Below are 23,600 nucleotides of genomic sequence, written 5' to 3' on the forward strand. Positions count from 1 at the left end.
CTTGGTTTTGTGCGGTTATCGTGATGTTTGTGCGATTTTTATTCAGGTGATCGATTACCGTTTATTCGGCTGGGGTGCAGTAGAACTCGATGCGGAAGCCGTTGGGGTCATTGAGCCAGATGTAGTTCTGTTTGCCGTGGGGGTCGATTCCGATGCCGCTGTTGGGAATGCCTGCGGTTTGAAGGTGGCCGAGGATCTGTTCGAGATGTGGGAGGGATTCGACTCCGAGGGCGATGTGGTTGAGGCCGACATGTTCCTTGTCGTAGGGCGTGGATGCTGGACTGGTTGCTTTGGTGAAGAAGAGGCGGGTGGCGGTTCCGATTTTGTAGAGGAAGATGTCTTCGTTTTCGAAGACGGGTTCGCCGAAGAGGGCGCGGTAGAAGGTTTTGGAAGCGGGGATGTCGCGGACGCGGAAGACGAGGTGGTCGATGGAGAGTGTTGGGAGCATGGCTCGAGTTTATCGCGAGGAATGGAGCCCGGAGTTCAGCTCGGAGATGAGAGCGGCGAAGGCTCGGCCGCGATGGCTGAAGGTGAGCTTGGTGGCGATGTCGAGTTCGGCCATGGTCTTGTTTTGAGCGTGGAGGTAGAAGAGGGGGTCGTAGCCGAAGCCGTAGGTGCCGCGGGGGGCGGTGAGGACTTCGCCTTCGACGGCTCCGTGACCGATGGCTAGGATTTGGCCGTTGCGGGCGGCGGCGAGGACGCAGTGGTAGCGGGCGCTGCGTTGGGTGAGTGGGATGTCGGTGAGGTTGGAGATGAGGAAGAGGTTGTTGCGCTCGTCTGTCGGTGCGTTCGCTGGATCGGTGAAGTGGTGGTCGTCGGCGTAGCGGGCGGAGCGGACGCCGGGGGCGCCGTGGAGGGCGTCGACTTCGAGGCCGGAGTCGTCGGCGATGACGATTTCGTTGGGGGCGTGGTGGGAGTAGTAGATGGCTTTGAGGCGGGCGTTGCCTTCGAAGGTGGGCTCGTCTTCGGCGGGGGCTTGGATTTGGTTGAGGTTGGCTAGGGGAGTGAGTGTGATCTCGGGAGAGGCTGTGGCGGCGAAGTCTCGGAGCTTGCCTGGATTGGTGGTGGCGACGAAGAGATTCATCTGGCTACCTTAGCGCAAATCGAGATGGGACTGGACGAAGTCGGCTCTGTCGTTTGGGGTGGTTAGTGGTAAGAGGATTGGATCGTAGCCGCAATGGGTGTAAGCCTTCATCGCTTGTTCGAAGCTGAAGAGAGCTTCTTCGAAGGTCTGTTTGCGTTCGGTGTCTGTGGTGTAGATGGCGCGCCATGGTGGAGCGAGAAAGACTTTTGCGTAGCGATGAAGGTCGCAGGCCTCTTCGATGGCGCGTTGATCTGGAAGTTTGATGATCTGCGCGTAGCCGAGTGTGTCGGGGAGACCGCGATCGAAGAAGGTTGGGTGCTGGGCGTGTTGGTGTTGGAGATACGAGGCGATGGAGCTTTCGAGCATGAGGTGGATGTAGGCGGTTGTGTCTTGCCAGGGGAGAGCGTTGCCGCCGGATTGCATCTGCTCCTGGATGATGCGGCGGGCGACCTCGGGAACACAGGCGTAGCCGCGGGATTGCAGGATGTCGAGCAAAGTTGTTTTGCCTGCACCGGGTGCTCCGCTGATGGCGATTAGATTTTTGTTCGTGGGCATGTGGTGGAGAGTCCTATTAGTTGCCGGTGATTCTGAAGCGGACGAAGGCTACTGCTCCGAAGGGGTGGGCTCCGTAGATGGGGATGAGGGGTGCGGGTGTGGTGTAGGTGGTGAATTGGGCGCCGGGAGCGGCGAGGAGGTGTGGGGCGACGCGGTAGTCGCGGTCGTAGCCGAAGGAGTAGGCGGCTACGTGGCCGATGGGGGATTCGGTGAAGTTGGGTGGGAGTGGGGAGCCGGGTGGGATGAGGAGTTCGTTGGAGCGGCCGGCGTTTTCGATGCGTGTCCAGACGTAGTTGCGGGTGCGGAAGTTGAGGAGGGATTCGAGGAGGTAGCTGTTTTCTTTGCTGTTGTCGCTTAGGGATTTTGTGCGGCCCCAGAGGAGGGTGGTGGACCAGTTGTTGGTTGCTGAGGTGCCCATGTCCATGCCGGGCATGCTGGTGGTGTTGTGATGCGTGCCGAAGGGGCGGTTGTACATGATAGAGGCGGTTTGGCGTTGCTGGTCTTCGTTGGGGTAGAGGGCTTCGGGACTGACGATGTGGGCGATGGAGTATTGGGAGCTGATGTTTTTTGTTGGCGCGAAGGTGATGCGGGAGGAGTAGCTATCGACGGCGTGGCCGTTGGGGGAGGGCTGGAAGCCCCAGCGCTGCTCGGTGGGCTCGGCGCCGTGGAAGCCAGACTCTTCGAAGCGGAGCCAGCGCCAGGTGAGGCCGCCGGTGAATACGTTGAAGGCAATGTGGGTGGAGTCCTGTTGGTGGTGGCCGAGGGCGGCGATGGGATCTTCAGATGCTGAGAGGCGGTGCGGGTAGGCGGTGGGGCCGATGGCGGGATCGCCGATAGGGGCAGCGTAGAAGCTGAGGAGGGTTTGTTTGCCGAGGCGGAGGTCGTAGAGGGCGGCGAGCTCCATGAAGAAGTCGTGAGGGTGCTGGCCGTCGATGATGGGTTTGCCGAAGGCGGTTTCGCCTTGCTGGAAGAGCTCGGGGTATTGGCGGCTGGAGATGGTTGCGGGCTCGAGGGAGAGCATGGTGCGGAGGGTGAGCTGGCCGAATTGGCCGTGGTCGCCAAGCGCGCGCATGGCCATGGGCATGAGCCAGTTGGTGGAGAAGAGCTTGTCGCCGCCGCGCACGACTTGGCCGGTGCAGGAGAGGTTGAACTGTGTGCAGGTGTCAGGGGAGGGGCTGAGGGGATCGGATGTGGAGTGCTGTTGCGTGTCGGAGATGGAGGCGGTGCCGTGGAGCATGAGCATCCAACCGTGATAGCTGCGCATGAGCATGGGGACGGGTGTGGTGGTGGGTTCGGCGCTGGTGCCGGAGGTGGTGTGGTTGAGGATGGTGTCGATGAGATTCGATGGCGGGCTCATCATGTTCATATTCATCTGCATGGTGGTGGTCTCAGGCGTGGATGCTTGAGGGGAACCCATTTGCATGCCTGGCATGTTGGGCATGGAGCTTGGATCTGTCTGCGACAGTGTTAGAGATGGTGTTAAAAAAAACATTGGAAGCAGGGTCGCTTGCAGGATGGAGCGCATGAGAATTCCTTGTCTTGATGCGTGCGTTTTGAGAGCACAGCGTGGAGGGGCGCTGTGACGCGGCTTGAGATCAAGAGGGAATCAGATACGAAGGGGAGTATATGAACGGAGTGGCGGCGGAGCGGTCCAGCGTATGACCGACGCTGTCAGCGGAGAAGAGATTTCGTTGGAAGATGCGACGACGGTGACTGCCTGGAGTTGCGGCTCGACCGGTGCGGAGACGATTGCCGATGGTTGTTCTTGTTGTGCGCTACAACAGGCGGGTTGATCGAGGGGTGATTGCTTCGGGCATTGATCGCATGAGGATTTCTTTGGTCGTGCAACCGTTACGCAGGTCGCTGTGCTGACGAGTAGGGTCAGGAGGCAGAGCAGCGTCGCGACGAGGTGCAGAGTTTTTTGCATCTTTGTGAGGTCTGACGAGGAAGCAAGGGCAGAAGATACGTCTGCCCCGAGAATTATTTTGCTGTTGCGATTGTATTCTCAAGTGAGTTTCAGTGGAAGGTCCGCGGGCTGGTGTTTGTTTTCATGCTCCAGAAGCCAGCGTTTGCGCTCGATGCCTCCACCGTAGCCGGTGAGGGAGCCGTTGGATCCGATGACGCGGTGACAAGGCACGACGACTCCGATCGGGTTGGAGCCGTTGGCGAGACCGACTGCTCTTACGGCGTTGGGTCTGCCGATTTGTTTGGCCAGCTTTCCGTAAGAGACGGTTGTGCCGTGCGGGATCTCGCGGAGTGCGTGCCATACGTCGCGCTGGAATGGTGTGCCAGCTGTTCGCACCGGGAGTTCGTTTAGCGCGGCGAGATCTCCTGCAAAGTAACGCTTCATCACGTCGGATAAGCCAGACGGATTGTCGGCTGGCTCAAGCTTGAATCCGTTGCGACCGTAGTGAAGCCGGAGGGACCTGTGCAGGCGTTCTTCATGATCTGTCCATTCAACGGCGCGTAGGTTTCCGTCATGATCGGCTACGATGATCATCTCGCCGATTGGTGTCTCGAATCGATCTGTCAGGAGTTTAAGAGGTTCAGACATGTTCTCCTCGATTTGAAGAATTTGTGTTGATGTCCTGGCGCGCCGACTTGGTTGTCAGGCGAAGTGATCCGATACACGAAGGGCACTCACCCCGTGTTGTTATCGGGCGATTCCATGAACTAAGTTTCTCACGGTGAGCATCCGATAAACTCGCGGTTTTCGGACGCCATCACTGCCTATCATTTATCGCTTGCGTCGGCGGAAATCGAACGCAAGCGGTTATTGAGAAGCTGCAGGGTGCCGTAGCAAGATGATGTCGACGCGGCGGTTTTGGGTGCGCCCGTCTTCGGTGGCGTTGCTGGCGACGGGATGAAACTCGGCGTATCCTGCTGCTGCGAGATTGGCTGGGTCGATCGGGCCGTGTTCACGGAGGAGGCGTGCGATGGCAGTCGATCGTGCGGTGGAGAGCTCCCAGTTACTGGCGAATTGTGCGGTGTGGATGGGTACGTTGTCCGTGTGGCCCTCGACGCGCAGTGGGCCCGAGGGCAAGGTGTTGGCGAGGATCGAGATCATGGGGATCGATGCCGGCCGGACCTCGGCTGAGCCGGAGGGGAAGAACCCGGCCTCGTGAAGAGAGATGACGAGACCATCGGGAGTGATACGCATGGCGATGCCGCCGGGAGGGATGCCGCCAGCGGCGACCTGCTCCGCGATGAGCTTGCGCAGGCGGGCTTCGGTCTCCTCGAGACTCTCAGTGGTGGCGGATGGCAGAGGGCGCACGATCGGTGATGAGATCGAATTGGTAATGGCTGAGGCGTTGATGTCGGTGAGCGGCGGAGTCTTCGAGTGGGCGTCGAAGGTGCCGAGTGGAGTGAATGCGGTCTGCATGGCTTCAGAGAGCTTGAGCTGCTTCTTCTTGTCCGATTGGCTGGATGCAAACAGGACGACGAAGAAGGCGAAGAGCAGCGTGATGAAGTCTGCGTAGGAGACCAGCCAGCGCTCGTGGTTGACGTGCTCGGGATGTTTTTTCTTGCTCATGCTCTCGCCTCGGCGTTCTTACCGGACTTTCCATCTTTAGGCGGGTGCGACTCGAAGAGGTAGGTGCGGAGCTTGGTTTCGATCATGCGTGGGTTCATGCCTTCGAGGATGGAGATGACTCCTTCGAGCATCATCTCCTTGATCATCTGTTCTTCGCGGTGACGGAATTTGAGCTTGCCTGCGGCGGGGAGGCAGATCAGATTTGCCATGGCGACCCCGTAGATGGTGGCGACGAAGGCGACAGCGATGCCGCGACCGACCTCATCGATGTTGGAGAGATTCTTCATGACCTGGATGAGTCCGAGGACGGCGCCGATGATTCCGACCGTAGGAGAGTAGCCGCCGGCGGCTTCGAAGACAGCGGGGATTTTTTCTTCGATCTCGGATTTGTTGTCGAGCTCGAGCTGCATGATCTTGCGGACCTCCGCGGGTTCGGTGCCGTCGACGGCGAGCATGAGAGCCTGGCGAAGGAAAGGATCAGAGACGGAAGGTAGATCTGCATCGAGCGAGACGATGCCGCTTCGGCGGGCTTTGTTGGCGAAGGTGACGATCTGGGCGAGTGTGGCTTCGCCGTTTGAGCCTTTGTGGAGGAAGACCTTCAGCGCGGCCTTGATGGCGGCGAGGAAGATGTTCATTGGGAATTGGAGCATGACGGCGCCGACGGTGCCGCCAATGACGATCATGGCCGCGGTGGGCTGGGTGATCTGGGCGATGCTGCCGCCTTCAACCATCATGCCGGCGAGAATGCCGATGAGGGCGAGAGCGATGCCGCCGATGCTGGCGAAGTCCATGGGTCTCCTCTTCCGAAGGTTAGGGTGGCTATTCCTGCGAAGCTTTGCGGTCGTGATTACGAGCAATCAGGTCGGCGTCGTGTACGGACTTTGCAATGAGAGCCTGTGCGGCTTCGGGCCAGGCCTTGCGTAAAATTGCGGCTCGAAACTCGAGAGTGAGTTGCGAGACTTCGCTGCAAGGCTCGAGGACGATGAGCTTTTCACCGGTGACTAATGTAAGGACGGTGTCGGGTGCGGCTTCTGCATATTTGATGAGGTCGCAGTTTACGGCGAGAGGACTACCGTTGAGGCGGGTCAGTTGGATCATGTGTATGAGAACTCCTCCCGGATCTTTCATCGGCACGGAAGTTGCGGCCAATAGGAAGAAGGAGGCAGGTGACCATCACGATGGAGCGAAATGAGATTTGCGTAAAGTCACCGCGGGGGACGCCGATGAGGTGGGAGAACGCGGAGCCTACCGCATGGTGAACCGGATCTCACAACTGCTTGGACAGAGTGGTGAGTTCGCCGGTCGGACACCCGGGACTGGCGTCGCGGTAACTCAAACCGAGCAGTACAGGAGCGTTTCCACATGTCCTTGGGCATTCTTACAAACGTTGCAGCAACCTATGCTGAGAACAACCTCAACCAGACGCAGAACAGTCTCCAGAATGTTCTCCAGCAGCTCTCCTCGGGTTCTCGCATCAACAGCGGCGCGGATGACGCAGCCGGTCTTTCGATCGCGGACGGTCTTACTGCGAACGAAGCTGCCCTGAACCAGTCTGCGCAGAACGCGCAGAACGGCGTGGGCTTGCTGCAGACTGCCGATGGTGCGTTGTCTCAGGTGACCAACCTTCTCGATCGCGCCGTTACGCTGGCGACTGAGGCTTCGAACGGTGGTTTGACGCTCGCTCAGTCGGGAGCTGCCGACACCGAGTTCCAGAGCATCCTGACCGAGATCGGCAATATCGGTTCCACGACGAACTTCAACAGCAGCGCTGTTTTCAACGGGGCAGCTCCGACCACTTTCGTCCTCTCTGATGGAACGTCCGCTGGAGTCACAACGATCAGTGCGGCTGCGACGGCGCTTACCGCCACAAGCATTGGTGGGGTGACCTTCTCTGCAACCGACACTCTGACTGGTGCTACCGCAGCAGCTGGACAGGCATCCGCCCAGACTACGTTGACCGATATCACCACTGCGATCGCCGGCATTTCGGCTGCTCGCGGATCGATCGGCGCGAACATCAATCAGTTGAATGCGGCTGCGAACGTTGCCAGCTCGGAAGAGGTGAACCTGTCCTCTGCTCAGAGCGCGATTCTCTCGACCAACTTCGGTCAGGCGACCAGCGATCTGGCGAAGTTCCAGGTGCTGAGCCAGACCGGTATCAGTGCTCTTGCTCAGGCGAACAGCTCACAGCAGGAGATTCTCAAGCTGCTGCAATAAGCTGCGGAAGGTGCGGCGGTCACGCGAGAAGACGTGGCCGCCGTTCTTTCGTTTTTGCAATGCTTAGCTGCTTCTAATCTTTGGAAGGCTAGATTTGGCACGATCCTTGCTTCCTGACCGTGCGAAGAAGAACGGACAAATGACATGGGTACAGTTGGATTAAGTTTCGGGTCGGCGACGAGCGGTCAGGGATTTGATGTGGCGACGACTGTCGCGCAGATTCAGGCGGCAAATCAGGCGATTGAGACCCCCTGGCAGAATCAGTTGACTGCTTTGAAGGCGCAGGATACGGTTCTCTCTTCGCTGGGAACCGATCTCTCGGCGCTTTCCACGAGCGTGCAGGCGCTGACGGATTTTGAAGGGGTCTTCGCGGAGAAGCAGGGATCCAGCTCGAATACCGATGTGCTGAGTCTAACCTCTGCCAGTTCGTCGGCCTCGGCAGGGAGCCACACGATCGAAGTAAGCCAATTGGCGCAGACTTCCTCGGATGTCTCGAGCGCAATCGCAAGTGCGAGCGATACGCTGACCGGGACAGTGACCATTCAGGGCACGGTATTCGACACCAGTACCGCAGGCAGCAACACGCTCACGGGTCTGGTTGCTGCCATTAATTCGGCAGCCATTGGCGTCAAAGCGAGCATCATCACAGACTCTTCCGGGTCGCGGTTGTCCATCGTGAGCACAACCAGCGGTTTGGCTGGGCAGTTGAGCGCAATCACAGGCACCTTGTCCGATTCTACTTCGGGCGGCAGCGCCGTCTCGTTTTCTACCGCACAGGCAGGACAAGATGCCCAGCTGAAGGTGGATGGAGTGTCAGTCACAAGCTCTTCCAACACCGTGACCACCGCGATTGCAGGGGTGAGTTTTCAACTGCTTGCGACCTCTGCGGCGCCGGTGCAGGTACAGATCACGGACGACACTACGGATATTGCTACGGCAATCAACAGTTTTGTTTCGGCGTATAACACGGTGGTCGGAGACGTCAATGCGCAGGAGCAAAATGCCGCGGGAGGAACTGCTGCAGCGCTCTTAGGAAGTCCGATCATTGCACAGTTGCAGGAGACGCTCACTGGATCTCTGTTCTCCGGTAAGGCCAGTGGCTCGATCAACAACATTACCCAGTTGGGGATCAGCGTCAATAACGACGGGACCCTGACCGTGAATGCGGACACGCTTACGAGCGTTCTTAACTCGAATCTGTCCGACGTGACAGGCTTTTTGCAGAACACGGGTAGCTTCGGCCAAACGTTGTCGACTGCGCTGGACAATATTGGAAATCAGACGCCGAACGGTGCAATCTCGCTGGCTCAGCAGCAGAACAATAGTCAGGAGACTTCGCTGAATACGGATATCACCAACGAAAATGCGCTGCTGGCGACACAGAAGACGCAGCTGACGGATGAGTTGAATACTGCGAATCAGATTTTGCAGTCCATTCCCGAGCAGCTCAATGAGGTTAACTCGGTCTTTGATTCCCTGACGGGCTTCAACCCAAATGCACAGCAGTAACGGAGGAGCAAAGATGGGCTACCAGGATCAGAGTTTGTCGAGTGCAACCGGTGTTGAACTGGTAGTCGCGCTTTATGATGGCGCGATTCGCTTCCTCTATCGCGCGATGCAGTGTGTGGAAGAGGACGATGTGCGTGGGCGGCGTATCGCGGTGAAGAAGGTGCTCGATATTCTGACGTATCTTCAGGCGCGGTTGCGTCCGGATCTTGGTGGCGCAGTTGTTGCTTCGCTGGCGGACTTTTATGCGACGATGTTCACGATGACCCTTGAGGCTTCACACCTGGAGTCGAAGGAGCAGTTTGAAGAGGTAATCGGTTTTGTTCGCAATGTTCGCGAGGCGTGGGTTGTAGTGGCACGCGATCCGGAGGCCGGCAAGGTTCTGCCGAGAGAGCTGCGGACGCGGGAGGAGAGGTTTGTGCCGCAGTCGGAGGCGTATGTGCCAGTCGGTGAGACTGCCGCGTCAGGCTGGTCAGCTTAATTTTTTGAGAGTTAGTCGGTCAGCGAGTCAGCGGTTAGGCTGTGATAGGAATCGCGAGTCAGCGAAGTTGCTTGCTTTTGGTTCAGCTGAGCTGCTTGCGCCAGATATAGCTGACCTTGCAGACTCGATGACTAGCAGACTACCTAGGTGGCTACGGCTAGTTCTTCTTCGAGGCGCTGCTTTTCAAAGAGGCTGGTGTAGTAGCCGTTGCGGGCGATGAGTTCCTCATGGGTTCCGAGTTCGGCGATGTGACCGGCTACGAGGACGGCGATCTGATCGGCGTTGCGTGCGGTAGAGATTCGGTGGGAGATGAAGACGGTGGTGCGGGTATCCATGCCTTGGCGGAGGCCGTTGAGGATGCGTTCTTCGGTGTAGGTGTCCACACTGGCGAGGGCGTCGTCGAGGATGAGGATGCGTGGTTCACGGATAACGGCGCGAGCGATGGCGGTGCGCTGTTTCTGGCCGCCGGAGAGGGTGATACCACGTTCGCCGACCATGGTTTCGAAGCCTTTGGGGAACTCGAGGATTTCGGTGCTGATGTGCGCGATACTGGCTGCGTCCTGGACTTGTTCTTGGGAGGCGTCGGGTCTGCCGAAGGCGATGTTCTGGTGAATGGTGTCGGAGAAGAGAAAAGTCTCTTGCGGGACGAAGCCGATCTGACTGCGGATGGCGGCGAGTGGGTAGGAGCGGATGGGTTCGCCGTCTACGAGAACCATCCCGGGGGCGGCGTCGTGAAGGCGTGGGATAAGGCCGACGAGGGTTGATTTTCCGGAGCCGGTGGGGCCGACGATGGCGAGTGACGATCCGGCTGGGATGCGGAGGCTGATGTCCTTCAAGACTGGTGGGGCATCCGGGTAGGCGAAGGTGAGATTGCGGAATTCGATTTCGCCGGCGATCACCTCGGCATCTTCGAAACGCTTCTGCTGTTGTGGAGTTACATCCTGATCGGTGATTGCGGGTTGTTGCTTGAGGAGCTCGTCGATGCGGACGATGGAGGCGGTGCCTCGCTGAAAGAGGTTGACGACCCAGCCTACCGCGATCATCGGCCAGGTGAGTTGCACCATGTAGACGTTGAATGAAGTGAATTGGCCCACGGAGATGTGGTGCGCGACGACTTCGTGGCCACCGACCAGAAGCGTGATCATCAGGGAGAGGCCGAGGACGAATTCGAGCGTGGGCCAGAGCATCGCCATGAGGCGAACGAGGTGCAGGCTGCGCTTGATGTATTCGAGGTTGGCGGTTTCGAAGGAGGCGATCTCTGCTTCTTCTTGGGCGAAAGCTCGTATGAGGCGTGCGCCGGAGAAGTTTTCCTGTGCCTTGGCGGAGATGTCGGAGAACATGGCTTGGATGCGCTCGAATCGGCGATGGATGCGGTTGCCGAAGTACTGCACGAGCACGGACGCGATAGGGAGAGGCACGAAGGCGAAGAAGGTGAGACGAGGGCTGATGCGGTACATGAAGGGCAGCGCGGCTGCGGTGAAGACGATGGTGTTGGCGCTGTACATGATCGCAGGGCCGAGGAGTTGGCGAACGGCGTTGAGGTCGTTGGTGGTGCGCGCCATGATGTCGCCGGTGCGATGGGTGTGGTAGAAGCTGGGAGCCTGGCGCTCGAGGTTGCTGAAGAGGTCGTTGCGGAGATCGAACTCGATCTCGCGGGAGGCGCCGATGATGACCTGGCGGGTGATGTAGAGGAAGATCGCCGATAGAACGGCGATGACGAGGAGACGAAGCGTGTGGTGGACGACCTTGGCTTCAGTGATGCCGTGCTGCATGTCGTCAATGGCATGGCCGATGACGAGGGGGATGAGTACCTTGATGGTGTTGTAGAGAATGACCGCGACCCCGCCCCAGGCGAGGTTCTTTCGGTATCGCCTGAGGTAGGGTGCTAGCGGTTTAAGTCTTTCCAGCATCTTGATTTCTGAGTGTCCTTTGGATCAGATGAGGCTATGGGGTCTCAGGGTGCGGCGGGTTGTTGGTTGGAGTTGTTGGGGTAGTTGGAGCAGTTGGTGTGGTTGGCGTTGTTTGAGTTGTTGGAGCAGTTTGAGTCGTTGGGGTGGTCGGAGTAGTCGGGGTGGTGGGAGCGGTTGGAGTCGTCGGGGTAGTCGGGGCGGTCTTTTGCGGTGATTCAGGCGCGGCTGGTGCGGCCGGAGGTGCCTTTGGCTGGGGCGGGGTGTCGGACATCGAGACTAGCTCGACGTCGAAGATGAGGTCGGCTTTGGCCGGGATGACGGGGGGGTGGCCGGTCTCGCCGTAGGCTAGCTGGTAGGGGACAAAGAGGCGGCGTTTGCCACCGACGTGCATACCCTGGAATCCAGTGTCCCAACCAATGATGACGCGGCGTGCGCCGTACGGGAAGGTGATGGGTTCGCCACCAGGATGATCGAAAGAGGAGTCAAATTTGGTGCCGTTGATGAGCCAGCCGGTGTAGTGGACGGTGTAGTATTTGCGCTCTGCGGCGGGGGCCCCGGTGCCGATTTTGGTGTCGATGTAGCGGAGGGTGAAGAGAGGCTTGGGGATGCCGACTACTTTGGGGATGTTTGGGGGCGTGGTTGCGGGCTTTGCAATGGCGGAGGTGTGATGCGGGGTGGTCGTGGTTGCTTTCGGCGTGGTTTGGGCTGTGGCGGCCGTGGCTAAAGCGGCCAGAAGGGTGATCGAGGGGAGCTTTGCAATCATTGTGGTTCCAGTTTAGGACGTTTGGGCTTGGCAAAGGTGAACGGTCGAGGATTTTCGTCTCGGCATAAATCTATTTAATAATGTGGTTGAATAGTTTTTAGTTTTGAGTTATATTCAACCGCATGGTTGAATTGACGGTTGCTTCTTTGGATTCCGTGTTTCATGCCCTTTCGGACGCTACACGTCGTGCGATTCTGCGAGATGTGAGCCGGGAGGCCAAGACGGTAGGGCAGATTGCAGAGCCCTACAACATGTCTTTGGCGGCAGTGTCGAAGCATCTGCAGGTGCTGGAACGGGCGGATCTGATTCGGCGGGAGAAGAAGGGCAACTTTCGGATGGTGCAGTTGAATGCGGATAACTTGCGGGCGGCGCAGGAGTGGCTTGCCTACTACGAAACTTTCTGGACGGGCCAGTTGGATGCCCTCCAGAATTACCTGGAGACGGCGGAGACGCCGGGAGAGGATGTGCGGAATGGCAACTCTGGAACTGGAACGGAAAAAGGATGATGGAACGGCTTTGAAGCTTGAGTTTACACGCGTGATTCGGGCGAGCCGGGCGCGGGTCTACGAGGCGTGGACGCGGCCGGAGATCTTGCAGAAATGGCATGCGCCGGGAGATATGAATTTTGTGAGCGCCACACTCGATGTGCGTGAGGGCGGAACTTACGAAGTTTTATCGCAAGGGATGATGTGTGCCAAGGAGGGAATGACGGACGAAGACAGAAAGCGTCAGGTAGCGGTTCGCGGGCAGTATCTAAGAGTGATTCCGAACGAGCTGCTGCAGTTTACGTGGAACGGGAGTTGGGCTCCAACGGAGACCTCAATGGTGACGGTGTTTCTGAGGGATGTCGAGGGAGGAACGGAGATTCGGTTGCGGCATGAACAGTTCGCTACGGAGAGCTCGCGAGATGGTCATGCGATGGGCTGGGAGAGCTTGTTTGGCAAGCTGGCCGCGGCTATCGAGGCTTGACGAGGAGAGCGGCGGCGGACGGGTGGGTCCGCTGCGGGCTCGACTGCGAACAGCTTCGGTCGACATGACGATGTTTGTGTGGAATGAAGAGCAAGGGCAACAGCAAAACAAGGACAGCAGCAGATCCCCTTCAGGGATGACAACAAGAAAAACAACAGCAAGGGCAAGGGCGAAAATGCGGGGATCTCTCCACTGCGCTGTTCACGATGAGACTGTGACAGCTCGGTCGAGATGACGATGTGTTGTGTGGAGTGAAAAGCAGAGGCAACTGCAAAACAAGGACAGCAGCAGATGCCCTTCGGGAATGACAACAAGAAAAACGGAGGCAAGAGCAGAGGCGAAATGCGGGGGTCTCCACTGCGCTGTTCACGATAAGACTGTGGACAGCTTCGGTCGAGATGACGAGCCTTTTTGATTTCGCGAGAAGTGGTGCGAGAAGCGGCGACGAGAAGAGGGTGTGCAACTCAAGTGGGGGTGCGGAGGAGTAAGTAGGCGCCTGTGATTCCGAAGAGGAGGTCGGGCGTCCACGCGGCGAGGAGCGCGGGGAGGGTGTTTACGTTGCCGAGTGATTCGAAGATGAGGGCGACGACCCAATAGGTAATCGCAAGGCCGATGGCGGTGGCGATGCCGGTGAGAGAGCCTTTTTTGCCCATCGATAAAGCGAAGGGAATGGCGATGATGGCCATGACCAGGGTGATGAGTGGGTATGCGATCTTTTTGTTGAGTTGTACGCTGAGACGCTTGGTGTCGAAGCCGGATTGTTTGAGGTCGGTGATGTAACGGGAGAGTTCGGTGTAGCTCATCTCCTGCGAGGGGATGTACTCCTTTTTGAAGTAGGTGGGCTGCTCGCGGATCTCGGGGAAGGTGGCGACGGTGAAGGGCTGATAGCTGGCGATGGTTTCGCCGGAGAAGGTGCGCTGCCAGCCGTTGTCGAAGACCCAGTTGTTGACGTGGGGATCCCACTGGGCCGAGGCGGCGAAGATGCGGCGCTGGAGAGTAAAGGTCGCGGGATCGAACTCGAAGACGGTGAGGTTGGCGAAGGTGTCTTTTTCTGCGTTGAAGTATTGGTAGTAGAAGATGCGGTAGGGTTCGCCGGCGTTGTTGGTCTGGCCGGAGATCCATTGGCGGTCGGGGCGGGAGAAGGTTTGAGTGGGTTTGTTTTTGATGATGGAGAGGAGAGCTTCCTGACGGCGGTTGGCGGCGGGAAGGTAGAGCTCGTCGAAGATGAAGAGGCCGGCGGAGATTAGGATAGTGACGATCAGAACTGGCGTGATGATGCGGTAGAGGCTGATGCCGCTGGATTTCATCGCGGTGAGCTCGGAGGTGCGGCTGAGGGAACCGAAGGTGACGAGGACCGCGACCAGGGCGCAGAGTGGAGTGACGTTGTAGAGGATGTAGGGGATGAGACTGAAGAGGTATTCGCCTACGGTGATGAGGGGCGTGCGGTTTTTGAAGATGGGGCCGATGAGTTCGAAGAAGGTGAAGATGAGGAAGAGGGTGGAGAAGGAGCTGAGGACGATGGCGAAGTTGGTGGCGTACTCGCGCATGACGTAGTCGTCGAGCAGCAGAGGGAACTGGATGCGGGAGATGCTGCGGAAGCGGCGGAGAAGCGTGGCGATGTCGTGCCTGGATCTGACGTTGGCGGATTCGTGACCATTGCTCGTGAGGCGGGTGATGAGTTTGCTGAGCCAGACGCCGATGGTGGAGACAATGCTGAGAGCGATGCCTCCGCGAGACATTTGATAAAGGAGGATGGCGCCGGCGGCAGCGAAGAGGAGGTTCGCTCCCCAGACGCCAAGGAACGGCGAGAGCTTGCCGGATTGGGCGAAGGCTACTCCTACTGATGAGAGGAAGTAGTAGATGAAGACGAGAAGGATGGTGAGGACGAAGCCGGTGGATTTTCCTCCACGCTTGGACGAGATGCCGAGCGGGACGCCGACGAGCATGAGGACGAGGCAGGCGAAGGGATACGAGAAGCGCTTGTTGAACTCGATGCGGTAGATGGAGGATTCGCGACCGCTGGTGGCTTTGATGGCGTTGGCGTTGCGCCAGAGCTCGGCGAGAGAGAGCGCCTGGATGGGCGTGTTGACGCGGCCAAGGTGGGCGTCTTCGGGAGCTTCGGTTTCGATGGGGACGTCGGTGCTGGTGAAGGTGGAGATGTTGTATTGGTTGGGATCGGTGGCGGAGGTGTCGTGCTGGCCACCGTTGAGGAGGTGGAGACGGATAGTCTGGGCGTCTGGCGTGTTGGGCGTGCCATTGACGACGACGGCCTGGTCTGCGGTGATGATGTGGGGATCGGTGGGTTCGGTGAGGTCGGCGAGGAAGACGTGGTGCCAGAGGGCGGCGCCTGCGGCGGGGGTGGCGTCCTGTATGTAGAGGACCCGATCTTTGAACTCTTCGTAGAAGACGCGGGGCTGGACCTCGAAGGAGGCCTGGGAGGATTTGAGAGATTCGCCTAGGGCGATGAGGCCACTGGCGGCGCGGGGCGCGATGTAGAGGGAGTTGAGGAGCCCGAGCGCGAGGGCGACCGCGGAGACGATGGAGACGATGCGGACGAAGTCGATTGCTCCCATGCCGCTGGCGCGCATGGCGGTTATTTCGCTGTCGGCGGCGAGGCGGGAGAGACCGAGGAGGATGCCGACCAGGACAGCCATGGGAATGGTGACGGTGAGAGCTGGCGGCAGAGTGAAGGCGATGATGCGGGCGACGTCTCCCGCTGTGGCGGAGTCGCGTACGACGAACTCGAGGATACGACCGAGATCGCGCATGAAGATGATGAAAGTAAAGAGGGCTCCGCCGAGGAGGGCGTGCGAGGTGACTTCGCGGAGGATGTAGCGGGTGATGATGCGCATTGTTTTGCTGCTTGGTGTATCTGGTTCAGTGTATCGCGTGCGCGCCTGGGTGCAGGTTGAGAGGGAAGGGGTTAGACGCGGAGCTTGGAGCGAGGCAACTCCGGCGGCGGTTATGGAGTCCATCTCAAAGGTACATAATGAACGAGAGGATTTCGCACGAGACTGGGAGTGGCCGGTGCGAAAGAAGTGTTGAGACGTGTCTGGAGTTAGAACAGCTACAACCGGGATTCAGCTTTACGATGATTCGCTGATGTCATTAGATATTTTCACCTCTGAGCGTCGTGCCGCTGAGCTTTCGCCGAGCAGGATTTTGCTGGTGGATGATGATCCGGATATGCGTGCGTTGACGCGGACGTTTCTAGAACATGAAGGGTATGGGGTTTTCAGCTCTGGCGATGCGGAGCGGGCAGCGCAGATTTTTCGCAGCGTGCCGGAGATCGATCTGCTGGTGACCGATCTTTACATGCCGGGAAAGTCAGGCATGGAGTTGGCGCGGGAGTTGAAGGAGCTGCGGAGCGATCTGCCGGTGCTGATGATCTCGGGTGGAATGGTGGATCAAGGATTGAAGACGCGTCTGGAAGAGGAAGGGTGGAGTTTCCTGGCGAAGCCCTTTCGGCTGCCGGAACTCTTAAGCACAGTGCATCGGATTCTGGCGCCGGCAGAGGCGCGGAGGTGGAAGGAGGCGCGGTAGGATTCCCTTAATTCGGGTGGGGCGTTAGTTGGGGTTCTGGGTCTGCGGTGGGTGTCGGAGCGAGAGTTTTTTCCATGAGGATAAAGTGGCAAGGCATGACGAGGATCTCTGGACGGACGTAGGGCGCTTCGCCGACGACCCGGTATCCTTTCCGCTGATACCACGCGACTAGATCTGGCCTGAGATTAACGACGGCGATCTCGATGACGCTGGAGCCTTTTTCGCAGCAGAACTCTTCGCCGATCCGCAGTAGACGCGTTCCGATTCCGGCGCCCTGACGGTCCGGATCGATCGCGATCATTCCGATATAACCGCGGTTGTCCTCGCGCAGTTCGGTATAGATCAGACCGAGCAAGCCGACTGTGTCTTCGAGCAGCAGGAAGAAGCCGTTTCGGAGATAGTCAGTGACCTGCGACGGATTGGTACGTTCGGTGCGCTTGAAGTAGTTGTCGGGGGCGAAGGCGTGGTTGATGAACGGGACCAGCAAGTCAGTGTCATCGATAGTGGCTAGTCGCACCCCGGCGACAGGATTCTCTGCTTGAAGAAGGCTCATTTTTTCCTGACTGGTTCTACGGAGGATTTGGCAGCAGACTGTCGGTTTTTTCTATGACGATTGTCTGGCTCTCGTAACGCTTTAGATGTTTCCGGATGCCCTAAGGGTTCGCGAGGAAGCGATAGCCGATGCCGCGGACGGTGACGAGGTGTTGGGGATCGGCGGGGTCGTCTTCGATGTAGCGTCGGAGGCGGACGATGAAGTTGTCGATAGCGCGGGTGTCTGTGTCTTCGTGGACTCGCCAGACATCTTCGAGAATGTCTTTGCGGGAGACGATCTGGCCTTCGCGTTGGGTGAGGTAGCGGAGGAGGTCGGCCTCCATGAGGGTGAGGTGGGTTGTGCGGTTGGGCGCGATGAGTTCGAGGGTGTCGAATCGAATGGTGCGGTGATTGAAGGCGTACTCGTCGGTCTGATCGGCGAGAGCCGGCGGTGGGGTTTCGGGGGTTGCGGTGTTCTGCCACGCGGTGCGGCGGAGAAGGGATTTGAGGCGAACGAGGAGGATGTTCAGGTCGAAGGGCTTGGCGAGGTAGTCGTCGGCGCCGGCTTCGATGCCTTCGAGGACCTCCTCGGGGCGGGCCCGGGCGGTCAGCATGAGGATCGGCGTATAGCGTTGGGCTTCGCGCAGGGCGCGGACAATGGTGAAGCCGTCGGCGCCGGGGAGCATGCCGTCGAGAACGATGGCGGCGATGTTTTCTGGAGGTTTCAGCAGGTAGGCGAGGGCAGAGTCGCCGTCGGATTCGTGATGGGTGCGGTAGCCCTCAGCCTGAAGGTTGAAGAGGAGTCCCTGGGCGAGATGTTCTTCGTCTTCAACGAGGACGATGAGTGGGGCGTTGGGTTCGGTCATGAGTCTTCCGGTTTGCTGCCTTAGTTCTATTTGTTACCTTTATGGTCACGATTTATGTAGAAGCTGTTCGATCAGCCTGCTGAGGCCATTCCATGCGATCTGAACTCCGATGCACAGAAGAATGAAGGCGACGACGCGAAGGATTCCATGGGCGGTTGAGGGCGAGATGGTGCGGGCGATTTTGGGGGCGTAGGCGTAGCAAAAATAGATGAGACCGGCGAGGAAGACTACCGCAATAAACAGGCCTACATGGGCTAGAACCTTATCCTCGAGGCTCGTCTGTTGGTTGTGAACACTGAGGGTGAGCATGACCACGATACAGCCTGGACCGGCAGTAATCGGGAAGGTAAAGGGATAGAAGGCTTTTTGCCGGAGGCTGTAAATTTCCTGGGTGGTAACAGCGGGAAGGGCGGCTTGGGTTTTTTCCGGGTTGGGGGCGCTGCTGTCCTTTTGATTAAGGAGGTCCCAGGCGATCATTGCGATGACGATGCCTCCAGAGACCTGAACGATGGGAAGAGAGATGCCGAAGAAGCCGAGCAGATACGAACCAATGAGTTCGATAACGGCTAAGAAGATAACGGTATTGATTGCGATGCGGCGTGCAAGACCGCGGTAAATATCGATAGGAGCAGCGCCGACGAGTCCGAGGAAGATGAGCGCGGAACCGAGAGGGTTGATGAGTGGCAGGAGCGCGCTGAATCCCAAGGCGAAGTATTTCCAGACTATAGGCATGGGAGATCACGAAGTTTTGGGATAACTACGAGCTTTTATGGATTGTACGTCGAGCCATTGAAGGAGTCGTGTCGCTAGCTTGAGTTAAATGCTGCCAGCGGAAGAATCGGGTGTGGCCAGGGGCAACGTGATGGTGATGGTGGTTCCCAGGCCTGGTCCGGGGCTGGTTGCGATTGCTTCGCCGCCGTGCTGGCGGGCTATGTTTCGGACGAGGAAGAGGCCTAGACCAGTACCTTTGATCTTGGCCATCGCTCGGCCGGGGACGCGGTAGAAACGGTTGAAGATGCGTTTGAACTGGTTGGCAGGGAGGCCGACTCCTGTGTCGGTGACCTTGAGGGCGACCCATGTGTAGTTGGTGATGGCGAGAGAGCAGCGGATTTCGACGCCGTCAGGAGAGTACTTGACGGCGTTGTCGAGGACGTTGATGACGGCGGTGCGGAGGTCTTCGGCGATGCCCTGGGTGAAGAGGCGGACGGCGCCGGGAATGGGGTCGAGGACGATGCTTTCTGGCGAAAGATGGTGGCGCTGGAGGGTGATGGCGATGCAGTCGGAGACGAGAGATTGCATGTTGATGAGGATGCGGTTTTGCTGGCGATGGCGCTGACCTAATTGACCGGCCTTCAAGACCTGCTCGACTGTGGCCAGGAGACGATCGGAGTCGGAGAGCATGATCTTGTAAAACTCCTGGCGTTGGGATTCTTCGATGGGGCGGCGCTGGAGGGTTTCGAGGTAGAGGCGGATGCTCGCGATGGGAGTTTTGAGCTCGTGGGTAACGGCGTTGAGGAAGGAGTCCTGACGCTCGTTACGGCGGATTTCACGGATGAGGAAGACAGTGTTGAGGACGACGCCAGCGATCAGCGCTGCAAAGAGGATGACGCCAAGGACGGCGATGGCGAGGGTACGTTTGTTGAGGACGATCCAGGTGATGTTGAGGGTGACGGCGAGGCCGACGGTGAGGACGCCCAGGGTGATGAAGGTGGCGATGGCTCCGCGGCGTCGGGTGATGTTCATGGCTTGGAGGAAGTATAGCGGGGTGATGCTCCAGACGCTTGCTTCAACGAGCTACGGAGCCGGGAGAGAGTTGATGCCTCAGTCTCGAACGAGAGTGAAATGCGGTGTTGTCGACCGGTTTGATGGTGCATACATGCTGGCTGGGGAAGGCCAACGTGTCTAGAGAAGGCAGATAGGTTCCTAAGAGCCGGAAGGTGTCGTACAAGTCGGAAAGATGTACGGCTGTTGGGTTGTCATCGGGACGGTGAAGGATGTGAGCGTTGGCTGGGGTGAGACTGTGGATCATGAGGGTGCAGACTTTCTGTGCGATGAAGGATTCCTCGTCGGACTCTCCTAGTCCATTTACGTCCATACCGGCGATGGGTATGTTGGTGAGGTGGGCGACGGCGGCGATTGTGTTTACCAAGCGTGGGTCTGACTGGCTGACCCAGACTTTTGTGGGACCGAGTCCAAGAGAGTCGAGATTAATCATTGCTTGTATGTTGTGAGCTGCTCAGGGCTGAGTTGCTTGACATAGAAATCGGAACCCAAGAGGCCGTTTTCTTCGCCGGTGAATCCGATGAAGAGAAAAGTGTGTTGGCGAGGGGCCGCGGCGAGGATCTGAAAGAGACTGGGAAGGAGTGAGGCTCCGCTCCAGTTATCGATGACGCCATCGCCCTCGTCGGCGTGATCGAAGTGAGCTCCAACGATGATGGTGGCGGGTGTGGCGCCGGGCAAAAGGCAGATGAGGTTCGGTTGTTTTCTTGACGGAACGGTCTGCTCGGTGAGGTTCGCGGGGCTGCAGCCGGATTCGAGAAAGAGTTGTTTGAGAGCGGTCTCGCGTTTGGTGTCGTTTCCTTTGTAGAAGCTGAGGCGCTGCTTGATGGTATCGACAGGGACGGAAATTCGTTGTGCTGGAAGTCGATGGCAAAGAAGGCAAATCGCGAAAATCGCGGCCAGAGCAATCTTCCAGCGAGGGTGAATGAGCTTCATGGGTTGGAGGAAGTATAGCGGGAGTTTATTGAAGGAGATAACGTCGCGCTAGATTGTCCATGATCTTTTCGGGAGCGTCGCATAGGCCTGTGTGGACGGGGGAGACCTGAATGATGGTGCTACGCGGAGAGACTAGCCAGTGGAAGCGTTCGCGTTGACTTAATTGCGAGATGGGACCGGCTGTGGGGTCTGCGGCGCAGATTCGAGCGAAGGCTTCGACGTGGTTGCGAACCAGATCGAGATCGATCTCCGGCCAGAGCGCGCGGAGGCGTTGATCGTCGAGATGGATGCGGGCTTCGAGGAAGCGCTGCTGCAGGCAGAAGACGACGATGCCAGCGTTGATGAACTCTTCGCGCTCGACGCGAGGGACGACGCGAATGACTGCGTAGTCAAATGAGATGGGCGCGAGCACGGATGGCCTCCTGGGTGAAGATGGGGGATGCGGCGAGACGCCGGGTGAGGAGATTGAGGTAGGCAGAGCGTGCTTCGGCGGGAGTTGGATGGCTGGATTGAAGCCATTCGTCGGGGACTTGCGCGAGGATGTCGGCGATGACCTGGGGATTGAGACGGCTGTTTGCATGAGCCGCGGCTTGCTCAAGGCCTGCGGCCCAGGGCAGAAGGATGTGGTGTCGGACGTCAGCGAAGGGGGAGTCGGCAAGGTGGTCGGCGTCGGGCCAGTTGTGGTGAAAGTAGAGTGCAGCGCCATGGTCGATGAAGTAGAGCTTGCTGTGCCAGTTCAAAAGATTCGCATTGCGGGCGGTGCGGTCTACATTGAGGACGAAGGCATCGAACCATACGGCGAGGGAAGCCGTGTGTGAGTCGGCTTTGTTGCCGGCTGCGGGGTCGAACATCGAAGAGCCGGGGAGATAGTCGAGGGCGAGGTTAAGTCCAACGCTGGCGCGGAGAAGGTCGCGGATTTCTTGGTCGGGCTCGTTGCGGCCGAGGGCTGCGTCGATGTCGGCGAAGACCAGTTCAGGAACACTGAGGCTGAGGATGCGACCGATTTCGCCAGCGACGAGTTCCGCGACGAGGGAGAGAGGGCCCTGGCCGGCACCGCGGAATTTGATGACGTAGAGGCCCAGGTCATCTGCCTCGACAATAGCGGGGAGAGAGCCGCCTTCGCGAAGAGCGGTGACGTACTGAGTGGCGCGGATGGTGCGAAGCATTGCTGCTTAGTGTAGCCGGGGGAGCCGCTCTGAGTGAAAGCAGCTCCCTCGGAGGATGGTTTAGCGGACTTTGAAGTCGGCGCGGCATCCGCGGTCAACCCAAAGGCCGCGACGGTCAGTGCCCCAGGTGCTGCCCTGGATGCAGGCGGAACCGCTGATTTGCCGGGCGAGGCGGACGTCACGGCTGGGGCCGATGTCGCACCAGTTTCTCTTGCCGTCATTGGAGGAGCAGGTAACGATGCGCGGGGCACCATACTGTGGCGGGGGTGGACCACCGGCGGCGACGACAAACTCAGCGCGGCATCCACGGTCGACCCATAGTCCGCGGCGGTCGGTGCCCCAGGTGCTGCCCTTGATGCAAGCAGAACCGCTGATCTGGCGCACGAGGCGGACGTCGCGGCTGGGGCCGATGTCGCACCAGTTTCTGTTGCCGTCATTGGAGGAGCAGGTGATGCGCGGCGGAGGACCATAGCCAGGCTGTGCGGATGCCGGTGTGGGGGCGATACAAGCGGCAACGATGAGGGTTACCGCTACGACGAGAAGTTTAATTGTGCGCGTCATCTTGCCTCTTTCGACATTTGGATTGTCAGGGCCCTTGAAGCGATTACGTTTCGGGATGAGAATATCCCGACCTTGAATGCTTGTCGAGGTTGGATGCGTTAAGTTGAAAGGCCGTCACCTGTGAGGATGACGGCCTTATGATTTTGTTAATCGGTCGGCTAGATGACGCCGGCTGGTTTGGGATTTTGGGGATCGAATTTGGCGATCTGAACCTTTTCTGCGAGGCCGAGTTTGCTGAGGACCCAGATGCAGTAGTAGTTGATGTCGAACTCGTACCATGCGAGACCGTGACGTGCGCTGACGGGGTGGGCGTGGTGGTTGTTGTGCCAGCCTTCACCACCGGTGAGTATGGCGACCCACCAGTTGTTGCGGGAGTCGTCTTTGGTCTCGAAGCGACGCTTGCCCCAGAGGTGAGTGGCGGAGTTGACCAGCCAGGTGGCATGGAGGCCGATGGTGACGCGGAGGAATGTTCCCCAGAGGACCATACCAACAGCGCCGGCGATGTGGCGGCCTGCGGGTGCGAGAGCTGCGCCGAGGGCGATCTGAAGCAAGGCGGTGACGACCAGCGGAACGTAGTGATACTTGCTGAACCAGACGTGGACGGGATCCTTGGTGAGGTCGGGAGCGTAGCGGCCGAGGAGAGCGGTTTCGGAGTGCAAGGCGCGGCCGGAGAGGATCCAGCCGGCGTGCGCCCACCAGGTGCCGTCGTGCGGAGTGTGGGGGTCGCCCTCGTGGTCGGAGTTCTGGTGATGAACGCGGTGAGTGGCTACCCAAAAGATTGGACCGCCCTCAAGCGCGAGGCAGCCGCACATGGTGACGAAGTACTCGACCCACTTGGGAACCCTGTAGCCGCGATGGGTTAGCAGACGGTGATAAGCCACACCGATACCGATGTTGATCGCGAAGAAATACATGACGAAGAAGACGGCCAGATTTTTCCACGAGAAGAAGAAGAGGGAAGCGGTCGCTCCGACGTGGAAGAGTCCCATTGCAATGGTGGTGATCCAGTTGATGCGGCCCTGCTGGTGTTCGCGGCCCATGCGGAGGTCCTGCTTGACCTTCTGGGTGACTTCGGCGACGGCTGGAACGACGGCGGCGAGTTTAGGCGCTTTTACCGGGGCTTCTTCGATGGTGGTGACGGGAGTCATATGTATTCGCTGTCCTTGTGTATCGGGTGCTTCTAATCTTGCTAATACTGACG

General features: G+C 58.7%; 28 protein-coding genes. 7 read left to right on the forward strand and 21 right to left on the reverse strand.

From position 1 onward, the window contains the following. Positions 1-61 precede the first annotated feature (61 nt). Genes HDF14_RS07995 through HDF14_RS08010 form a run of 4 tightly spaced genes read right to left on the reverse strand, consistent with a single transcriptional unit; the run spans position 62 to position 3,080 of the window. Positions 62-448 carry a VOC family protein gene (locus HDF14_RS07995; protein WP_183975260.1) on the reverse strand — a complete coding sequence of 129 codons (387 nt, stop codon included), beginning with the start codon at positions 446-448 and terminating at the stop codon, positions 62-64. 9 nt (positions 449-457) lie between these two features. Next, a complete protein-coding gene (locus tag HDF14_RS08000; protein ID WP_183975262.1) occupies positions 458-1,084 on the reverse strand; it encodes a non-canonical purine NTP pyrophosphatase in 627 nt (208 codons plus the stop codon). Between the two features lie 9 nt (positions 1,085-1,093). Then, positions 1,094-1,639: an AAA family ATPase gene (locus HDF14_RS08005; RefSeq protein WP_183975264.1), complete on the reverse strand. Its 546-nt coding sequence runs from the start codon at positions 1,637-1,639 to the stop codon at positions 1,094-1,096. A gap of 16 nt (positions 1,640-1,655) precedes the next feature. After that, complete coding sequence (locus HDF14_RS08010) at positions 1,656-3,080, reverse strand: hypothetical protein (protein WP_260698113.1); 1,425 nt, start codon at positions 3,078-3,080, stop codon at positions 1,656-1,658. A gap of 217 nt (positions 3,081-3,297) precedes the next feature. On the opposite strand from HDF14_RS08010, the gene HDF14_RS26490 reads away from it, so the two are divergent. Then, positions 3,298-3,432 carry a hypothetical protein gene (locus HDF14_RS26490; protein WP_260698114.1) on the forward strand — a complete coding sequence of 45 codons (135 nt, stop codon included), beginning with the start codon at positions 3,298-3,300 and terminating at the stop codon, positions 3,430-3,432. A 212-nt stretch (positions 3,433-3,644) separates the two neighbouring features. Here the strand turns inward: HDF14_RS26490 and ogt are convergent, their stop codons facing one another. The 4 genes from ogt to HDF14_RS08030 all read right to left on the reverse strand — a co-directional run bounded on the left by ogt (position 3,645) and on the right by HDF14_RS08030 (position 6,269). Further along, on the reverse strand, positions 3,645-4,193 hold the full coding sequence (ogt, locus tag HDF14_RS08015; protein WP_183975268.1) for a methylated-DNA--[protein]-cysteine S-methyltransferase: 549 nt from the start codon (positions 4,191-4,193) through the stop codon (positions 3,645-3,647). A gap of 219 nt (positions 4,194-4,412) precedes the next feature. Further along, positions 4,413-5,171 carry a flagellar motor protein MotB gene (locus HDF14_RS08020; protein WP_183975270.1) on the reverse strand — a complete coding sequence of 253 codons (759 nt, stop codon included), beginning with the start codon at positions 5,169-5,171 and terminating at the stop codon, positions 4,413-4,415. Then, the gene (locus HDF14_RS08025; RefSeq protein ID WP_183975272.1) at positions 5,168-5,962 is read right to left on the reverse strand and encodes a flagellar motor protein; all 795 of its coding nucleotides are present in this window, start codon (positions 5,960-5,962) and stop codon (positions 5,168-5,170) included. The genes HDF14_RS08020 and HDF14_RS08025 overlap by 4 nt, the downstream gene beginning before the upstream one ends. A 28-nt stretch (positions 5,963-5,990) precedes the next feature. After that, on the reverse strand, positions 5,991-6,269 hold the full coding sequence (locus HDF14_RS08030; protein WP_183975275.1) for a flagellar FlbD family protein: 279 nt from the start codon (positions 6,267-6,269) through the stop codon (positions 5,991-5,993). A 264-nt stretch (positions 6,270-6,533) separates the two neighbouring features. On the opposite strand from HDF14_RS08030, the gene HDF14_RS08035 reads away from it, so the two are divergent. From HDF14_RS08035 to fliS, 3 genes are all read left to right on the forward strand, one after another. Further along, a complete protein-coding gene (locus HDF14_RS08035; protein ID WP_183975277.1) occupies positions 6,534-7,388 on the forward strand; it encodes a flagellin in 855 nt (284 codons plus the stop codon). Between the two features lie 144 nt (positions 7,389-7,532). Beyond that, positions 7,533-8,897, forward strand: coding sequence for a flagellar filament capping protein FliD (fliD, locus tag HDF14_RS08040; RefSeq protein WP_183975279.1), 1,365 nt, complete (start codon positions 7,533-7,535; stop codon positions 8,895-8,897). Positions 8,898-8,910: 13 nt separating this feature from the next. Further along, positions 8,911-9,375: a flagellar export chaperone FliS gene (gene fliS, locus HDF14_RS08045; protein ID WP_183975280.1), complete on the forward strand. Its 465-nt coding sequence runs from the start codon at positions 8,911-8,913 to the stop codon at positions 9,373-9,375. A 143-nt stretch (positions 9,376-9,518) separates the two neighbouring features. On the opposite strand, the gene HDF14_RS08050 is transcribed toward fliS, so the two are convergent. Beyond that, the gene (locus tag HDF14_RS08050) at positions 9,519-11,285 is read right to left on the reverse strand and encodes an ABC transporter ATP-binding protein (RefSeq protein ID WP_183975282.1); all 1,767 of its coding nucleotides are present in this window, start codon (positions 11,283-11,285) and stop codon (positions 9,519-9,521) included. 34 nt (positions 11,286-11,319) lie between these two features. Next, positions 11,320-12,048 carry an FKBP-type peptidyl-prolyl cis-trans isomerase gene (locus HDF14_RS08055; RefSeq protein WP_221304596.1) on the reverse strand — a complete coding sequence of 243 codons (729 nt, stop codon included), beginning with the start codon at positions 12,046-12,048 and terminating at the stop codon, positions 11,320-11,322. A gap of 122 nt (positions 12,049-12,170) precedes the next feature. Here HDF14_RS08055 and HDF14_RS08060 point away from each other — a divergent pair, with 122 nt between their 5' ends. Together HDF14_RS08060 and HDF14_RS08065 are read left to right on the forward strand one after the other, a co-directional pair. After that, positions 12,171-12,554 carry an ArsR/SmtB family transcription factor gene (locus tag HDF14_RS08060; RefSeq protein ID WP_183975284.1) on the forward strand — a complete coding sequence of 128 codons (384 nt, stop codon included), beginning with the start codon at positions 12,171-12,173 and terminating at the stop codon, positions 12,552-12,554. Next, complete coding sequence (locus tag HDF14_RS08065; RefSeq protein ID WP_183975286.1) at positions 12,520-13,017, forward strand: SRPBCC family protein; 498 nt, start codon at positions 12,520-12,522, stop codon at positions 13,015-13,017. Before HDF14_RS08060 ends, HDF14_RS08065 begins: the two co-directional genes overlap by 35 nt. A gap of 464 nt (positions 13,018-13,481) precedes the next feature. On the opposite strand, the gene lptF is transcribed toward HDF14_RS08065, so the two are convergent. Next, complete coding sequence (gene lptF, locus HDF14_RS08070) at positions 13,482-15,869, reverse strand: LPS export ABC transporter permease LptF (RefSeq protein WP_183975288.1); 2,388 nt, start codon at positions 15,867-15,869, stop codon at positions 13,482-13,484. A 250-nt stretch (positions 15,870-16,119) separates the two neighbouring features. Here lptF and HDF14_RS08075 point away from each other — a divergent pair, with 250 nt between their 5' ends. Next, entirely contained in the window at positions 16,120-16,560 is a 441-nt protein-coding gene (locus HDF14_RS08075) for a response regulator (RefSeq protein ID WP_183975290.1), read from the forward strand. Between the two features lie 7 nt (positions 16,561-16,567). On the opposite strand, the gene HDF14_RS08080 is transcribed toward HDF14_RS08075, so the two are convergent. The 10 genes from HDF14_RS08080 to HDF14_RS08125 form a co-directional block, all read right to left on the reverse strand. Continuing rightward, a complete protein-coding gene (locus tag HDF14_RS08080; protein ID WP_183975292.1) occupies positions 16,568-17,113 on the reverse strand; it encodes a GNAT family N-acetyltransferase in 546 nt (181 codons plus the stop codon). Positions 17,114-17,213: 100 nt separating this feature from the next. Further along, entirely contained in the window at positions 17,214-17,957 is a 744-nt protein-coding gene (locus HDF14_RS08085) for a response regulator transcription factor (protein WP_183975294.1), read from the reverse strand. 45 nt (positions 17,958-18,002) lie between these two features. After that, positions 18,003-18,689, reverse strand: coding sequence for a MarC family protein (locus HDF14_RS08090; protein ID WP_183975296.1), 687 nt, complete (start codon positions 18,687-18,689; stop codon positions 18,003-18,005). 84 nt (positions 18,690-18,773) lie between these two features. Further along, the gene (locus HDF14_RS08095; protein WP_183975298.1) at positions 18,774-19,700 is read right to left on the reverse strand and encodes a sensor histidine kinase; all 927 of its coding nucleotides are present in this window, start codon (positions 19,698-19,700) and stop codon (positions 18,774-18,776) included. Positions 19,701-19,743: 43 nt separating this feature from the next. Continuing rightward, positions 19,744-20,172 carry a hypothetical protein gene (locus HDF14_RS08100; RefSeq protein WP_183975300.1) on the reverse strand — a complete coding sequence of 143 codons (429 nt, stop codon included), beginning with the start codon at positions 20,170-20,172 and terminating at the stop codon, positions 19,744-19,746. After that, positions 20,169-20,672, reverse strand: coding sequence for a M28 family metallopeptidase (locus HDF14_RS08105; protein ID WP_183975302.1), 504 nt, complete (start codon positions 20,670-20,672; stop codon positions 20,169-20,171). The genes HDF14_RS08100 and HDF14_RS08105 overlap by 4 nt, the downstream gene beginning before the upstream one ends. 25 nt (positions 20,673-20,697) lie before the next feature. Further along, positions 20,698-21,084, reverse strand: coding sequence for a DUF3037 domain-containing protein (locus HDF14_RS08110; protein ID WP_183975304.1), 387 nt, complete (start codon positions 21,082-21,084; stop codon positions 20,698-20,700). Further along, entirely contained in the window at positions 21,062-21,838 is a 777-nt protein-coding gene (locus HDF14_RS26495; RefSeq protein WP_183975306.1) for a HipA family kinase, read from the reverse strand. Before HDF14_RS26495 ends, HDF14_RS08110 begins: the two co-directional genes overlap by 23 nt. A 60-nt stretch (positions 21,839-21,898) precedes the next feature. Further along, entirely contained in the window at positions 21,899-22,399 is a 501-nt protein-coding gene (locus HDF14_RS08120) for a DUF3011 domain-containing protein (RefSeq protein ID WP_183975308.1), read from the reverse strand. A gap of 158 nt (positions 22,400-22,557) precedes the next feature. Beyond that, complete coding sequence (locus HDF14_RS08125) at positions 22,558-23,547, reverse strand: acyl-CoA desaturase (RefSeq protein ID WP_183975310.1); 990 nt, start codon at positions 23,545-23,547, stop codon at positions 22,558-22,560. Positions 23,548-23,600 lie beyond the last annotated feature (53 nt).

It is taken from the genome of Tunturiibacter gelidiferens, assembly GCF_014201335.1.
Lineage (GTDB): Bacteria > Acidobacteriota > Terriglobia > Terriglobales > Acidobacteriaceae > Edaphobacter > Edaphobacter lichenicola_E.

Coding starts and splice junctions, on each gene's coding strand:
- HDF14_RS07995 (WP_183975260.1), bottom strand. CDS start 448: ATGCTCCCAACACTCTCCATCGACCACCTCGTCTTCCGCGTCCGCGAC.
- HDF14_RS08000 (WP_183975262.1), bottom strand. CDS start 1,084: ATGAATCTCTTCGTCGCCACCACCAATCCAGGCAAGCTCCGAGACTTC.
- HDF14_RS08005 (WP_183975264.1), bottom strand. CDS start 1,639: ATGCCCACGAACAAAAATCTAATCGCCATCAGCGGAGCACCCGGTGCA.
- HDF14_RS08010 (WP_260698113.1), bottom strand. CDS start 3,080: ATGCCCAACATGCCAGGCATGCAAATGGGTTCCCCTCAAGCATCCACG.
- HDF14_RS26490 (WP_260698114.1), top strand. CDS start 3,298: ATGACCGACGCTGTCAGCGGAGAAGAGATTTCGTTGGAAGATGCGACG.
- ogt (WP_183975268.1), bottom strand. CDS start 4,193: ATGTCTGAACCTCTTAAACTCCTGACAGATCGATTCGAGACACCAATC.
- HDF14_RS08020 (WP_183975270.1), bottom strand. CDS start 5,171: ATGAGCAAGAAAAAACATCCCGAGCACGTCAACCACGAGCGCTGGCTG.
- HDF14_RS08025 (WP_183975272.1), bottom strand. CDS start 5,962: ATGGACTTCGCCAGCATCGGCGGCATCGCTCTCGCCCTCATCGGCATT.
- HDF14_RS08030 (WP_183975275.1), bottom strand. CDS start 6,269: ATGATCCAACTGACCCGCCTCAACGGTAGTCCTCTCGCCGTAAACTGC.
- HDF14_RS08035 (WP_183975277.1), top strand. CDS start 6,534: ATGTCCTTGGGCATTCTTACAAACGTTGCAGCAACCTATGCTGAGAAC.
- fliD (WP_183975279.1), top strand. CDS start 7,533: ATGGGTACAGTTGGATTAAGTTTCGGGTCGGCGACGAGCGGTCAGGGA.
- fliS (WP_183975280.1), top strand. CDS start 8,911: ATGGGCTACCAGGATCAGAGTTTGTCGAGTGCAACCGGTGTTGAACTG.
- HDF14_RS08050 (WP_183975282.1), bottom strand. CDS start 11,285: ATGCTGGAAAGACTTAAACCGCTAGCACCCTACCTCAGGCGATACCGA.
- HDF14_RS08055 (WP_221304596.1), bottom strand. CDS start 12,048: ATGATTGCAAAGCTCCCCTCGATCACCCTTCTGGCCGCTTTAGCCACG.
- HDF14_RS08060 (WP_183975284.1), top strand. CDS start 12,171: ATGGTTGAATTGACGGTTGCTTCTTTGGATTCCGTGTTTCATGCCCTT.
- HDF14_RS08065 (WP_183975286.1), top strand. CDS start 12,520: ATGGCAACTCTGGAACTGGAACGGAAAAAGGATGATGGAACGGCTTTG.
- lptF (WP_183975288.1), bottom strand. CDS start 15,869: ATGCGCATCATCACCCGCTACATCCTCCGCGAAGTCACCTCGCACGCC.
- HDF14_RS08075 (WP_183975290.1), top strand. CDS start 16,120: ATGTCATTAGATATTTTCACCTCTGAGCGTCGTGCCGCTGAGCTTTCG.
- HDF14_RS08080 (WP_183975292.1), bottom strand. CDS start 17,113: ATGAGCCTTCTTCAAGCAGAGAATCCTGTCGCCGGGGTGCGACTAGCC.
- HDF14_RS08085 (WP_183975294.1), bottom strand. CDS start 17,957: ATGACCGAACCCAACGCCCCACTCATCGTCCTCGTTGAAGACGAAGAA.
- HDF14_RS08090 (WP_183975296.1), bottom strand. CDS start 18,689: ATGCCTATAGTCTGGAAATACTTCGCCTTGGGATTCAGCGCGCTCCTG.
- HDF14_RS08095 (WP_183975298.1), bottom strand. CDS start 19,700: ATGAACATCACCCGACGCCGCGGAGCCATCGCCACCTTCATCACCCTG.
- HDF14_RS08100 (WP_183975300.1), bottom strand. CDS start 20,172: ATGATTAATCTCGACTCTCTTGGACTCGGTCCCACAAAAGTCTGGGTC.
- HDF14_RS08105 (WP_183975302.1), bottom strand. CDS start 20,672: ATGAAGCTCATTCACCCTCGCTGGAAGATTGCTCTGGCCGCGATTTTC.
- HDF14_RS26495 (WP_183975306.1), bottom strand. CDS start 21,838: ATGCTTCGCACCATCCGCGCCACTCAGTACGTCACCGCTCTTCGCGAA.
- HDF14_RS08120 (WP_183975308.1), bottom strand. CDS start 22,399: ATGACGCGCACAATTAAACTTCTCGTCGTAGCGGTAACCCTCATCGTT.
- HDF14_RS08125 (WP_183975310.1), bottom strand. CDS start 23,547: ATGACTCCCGTCACCACCATCGAAGAAGCCCCGGTAAAAGCGCCTAAA.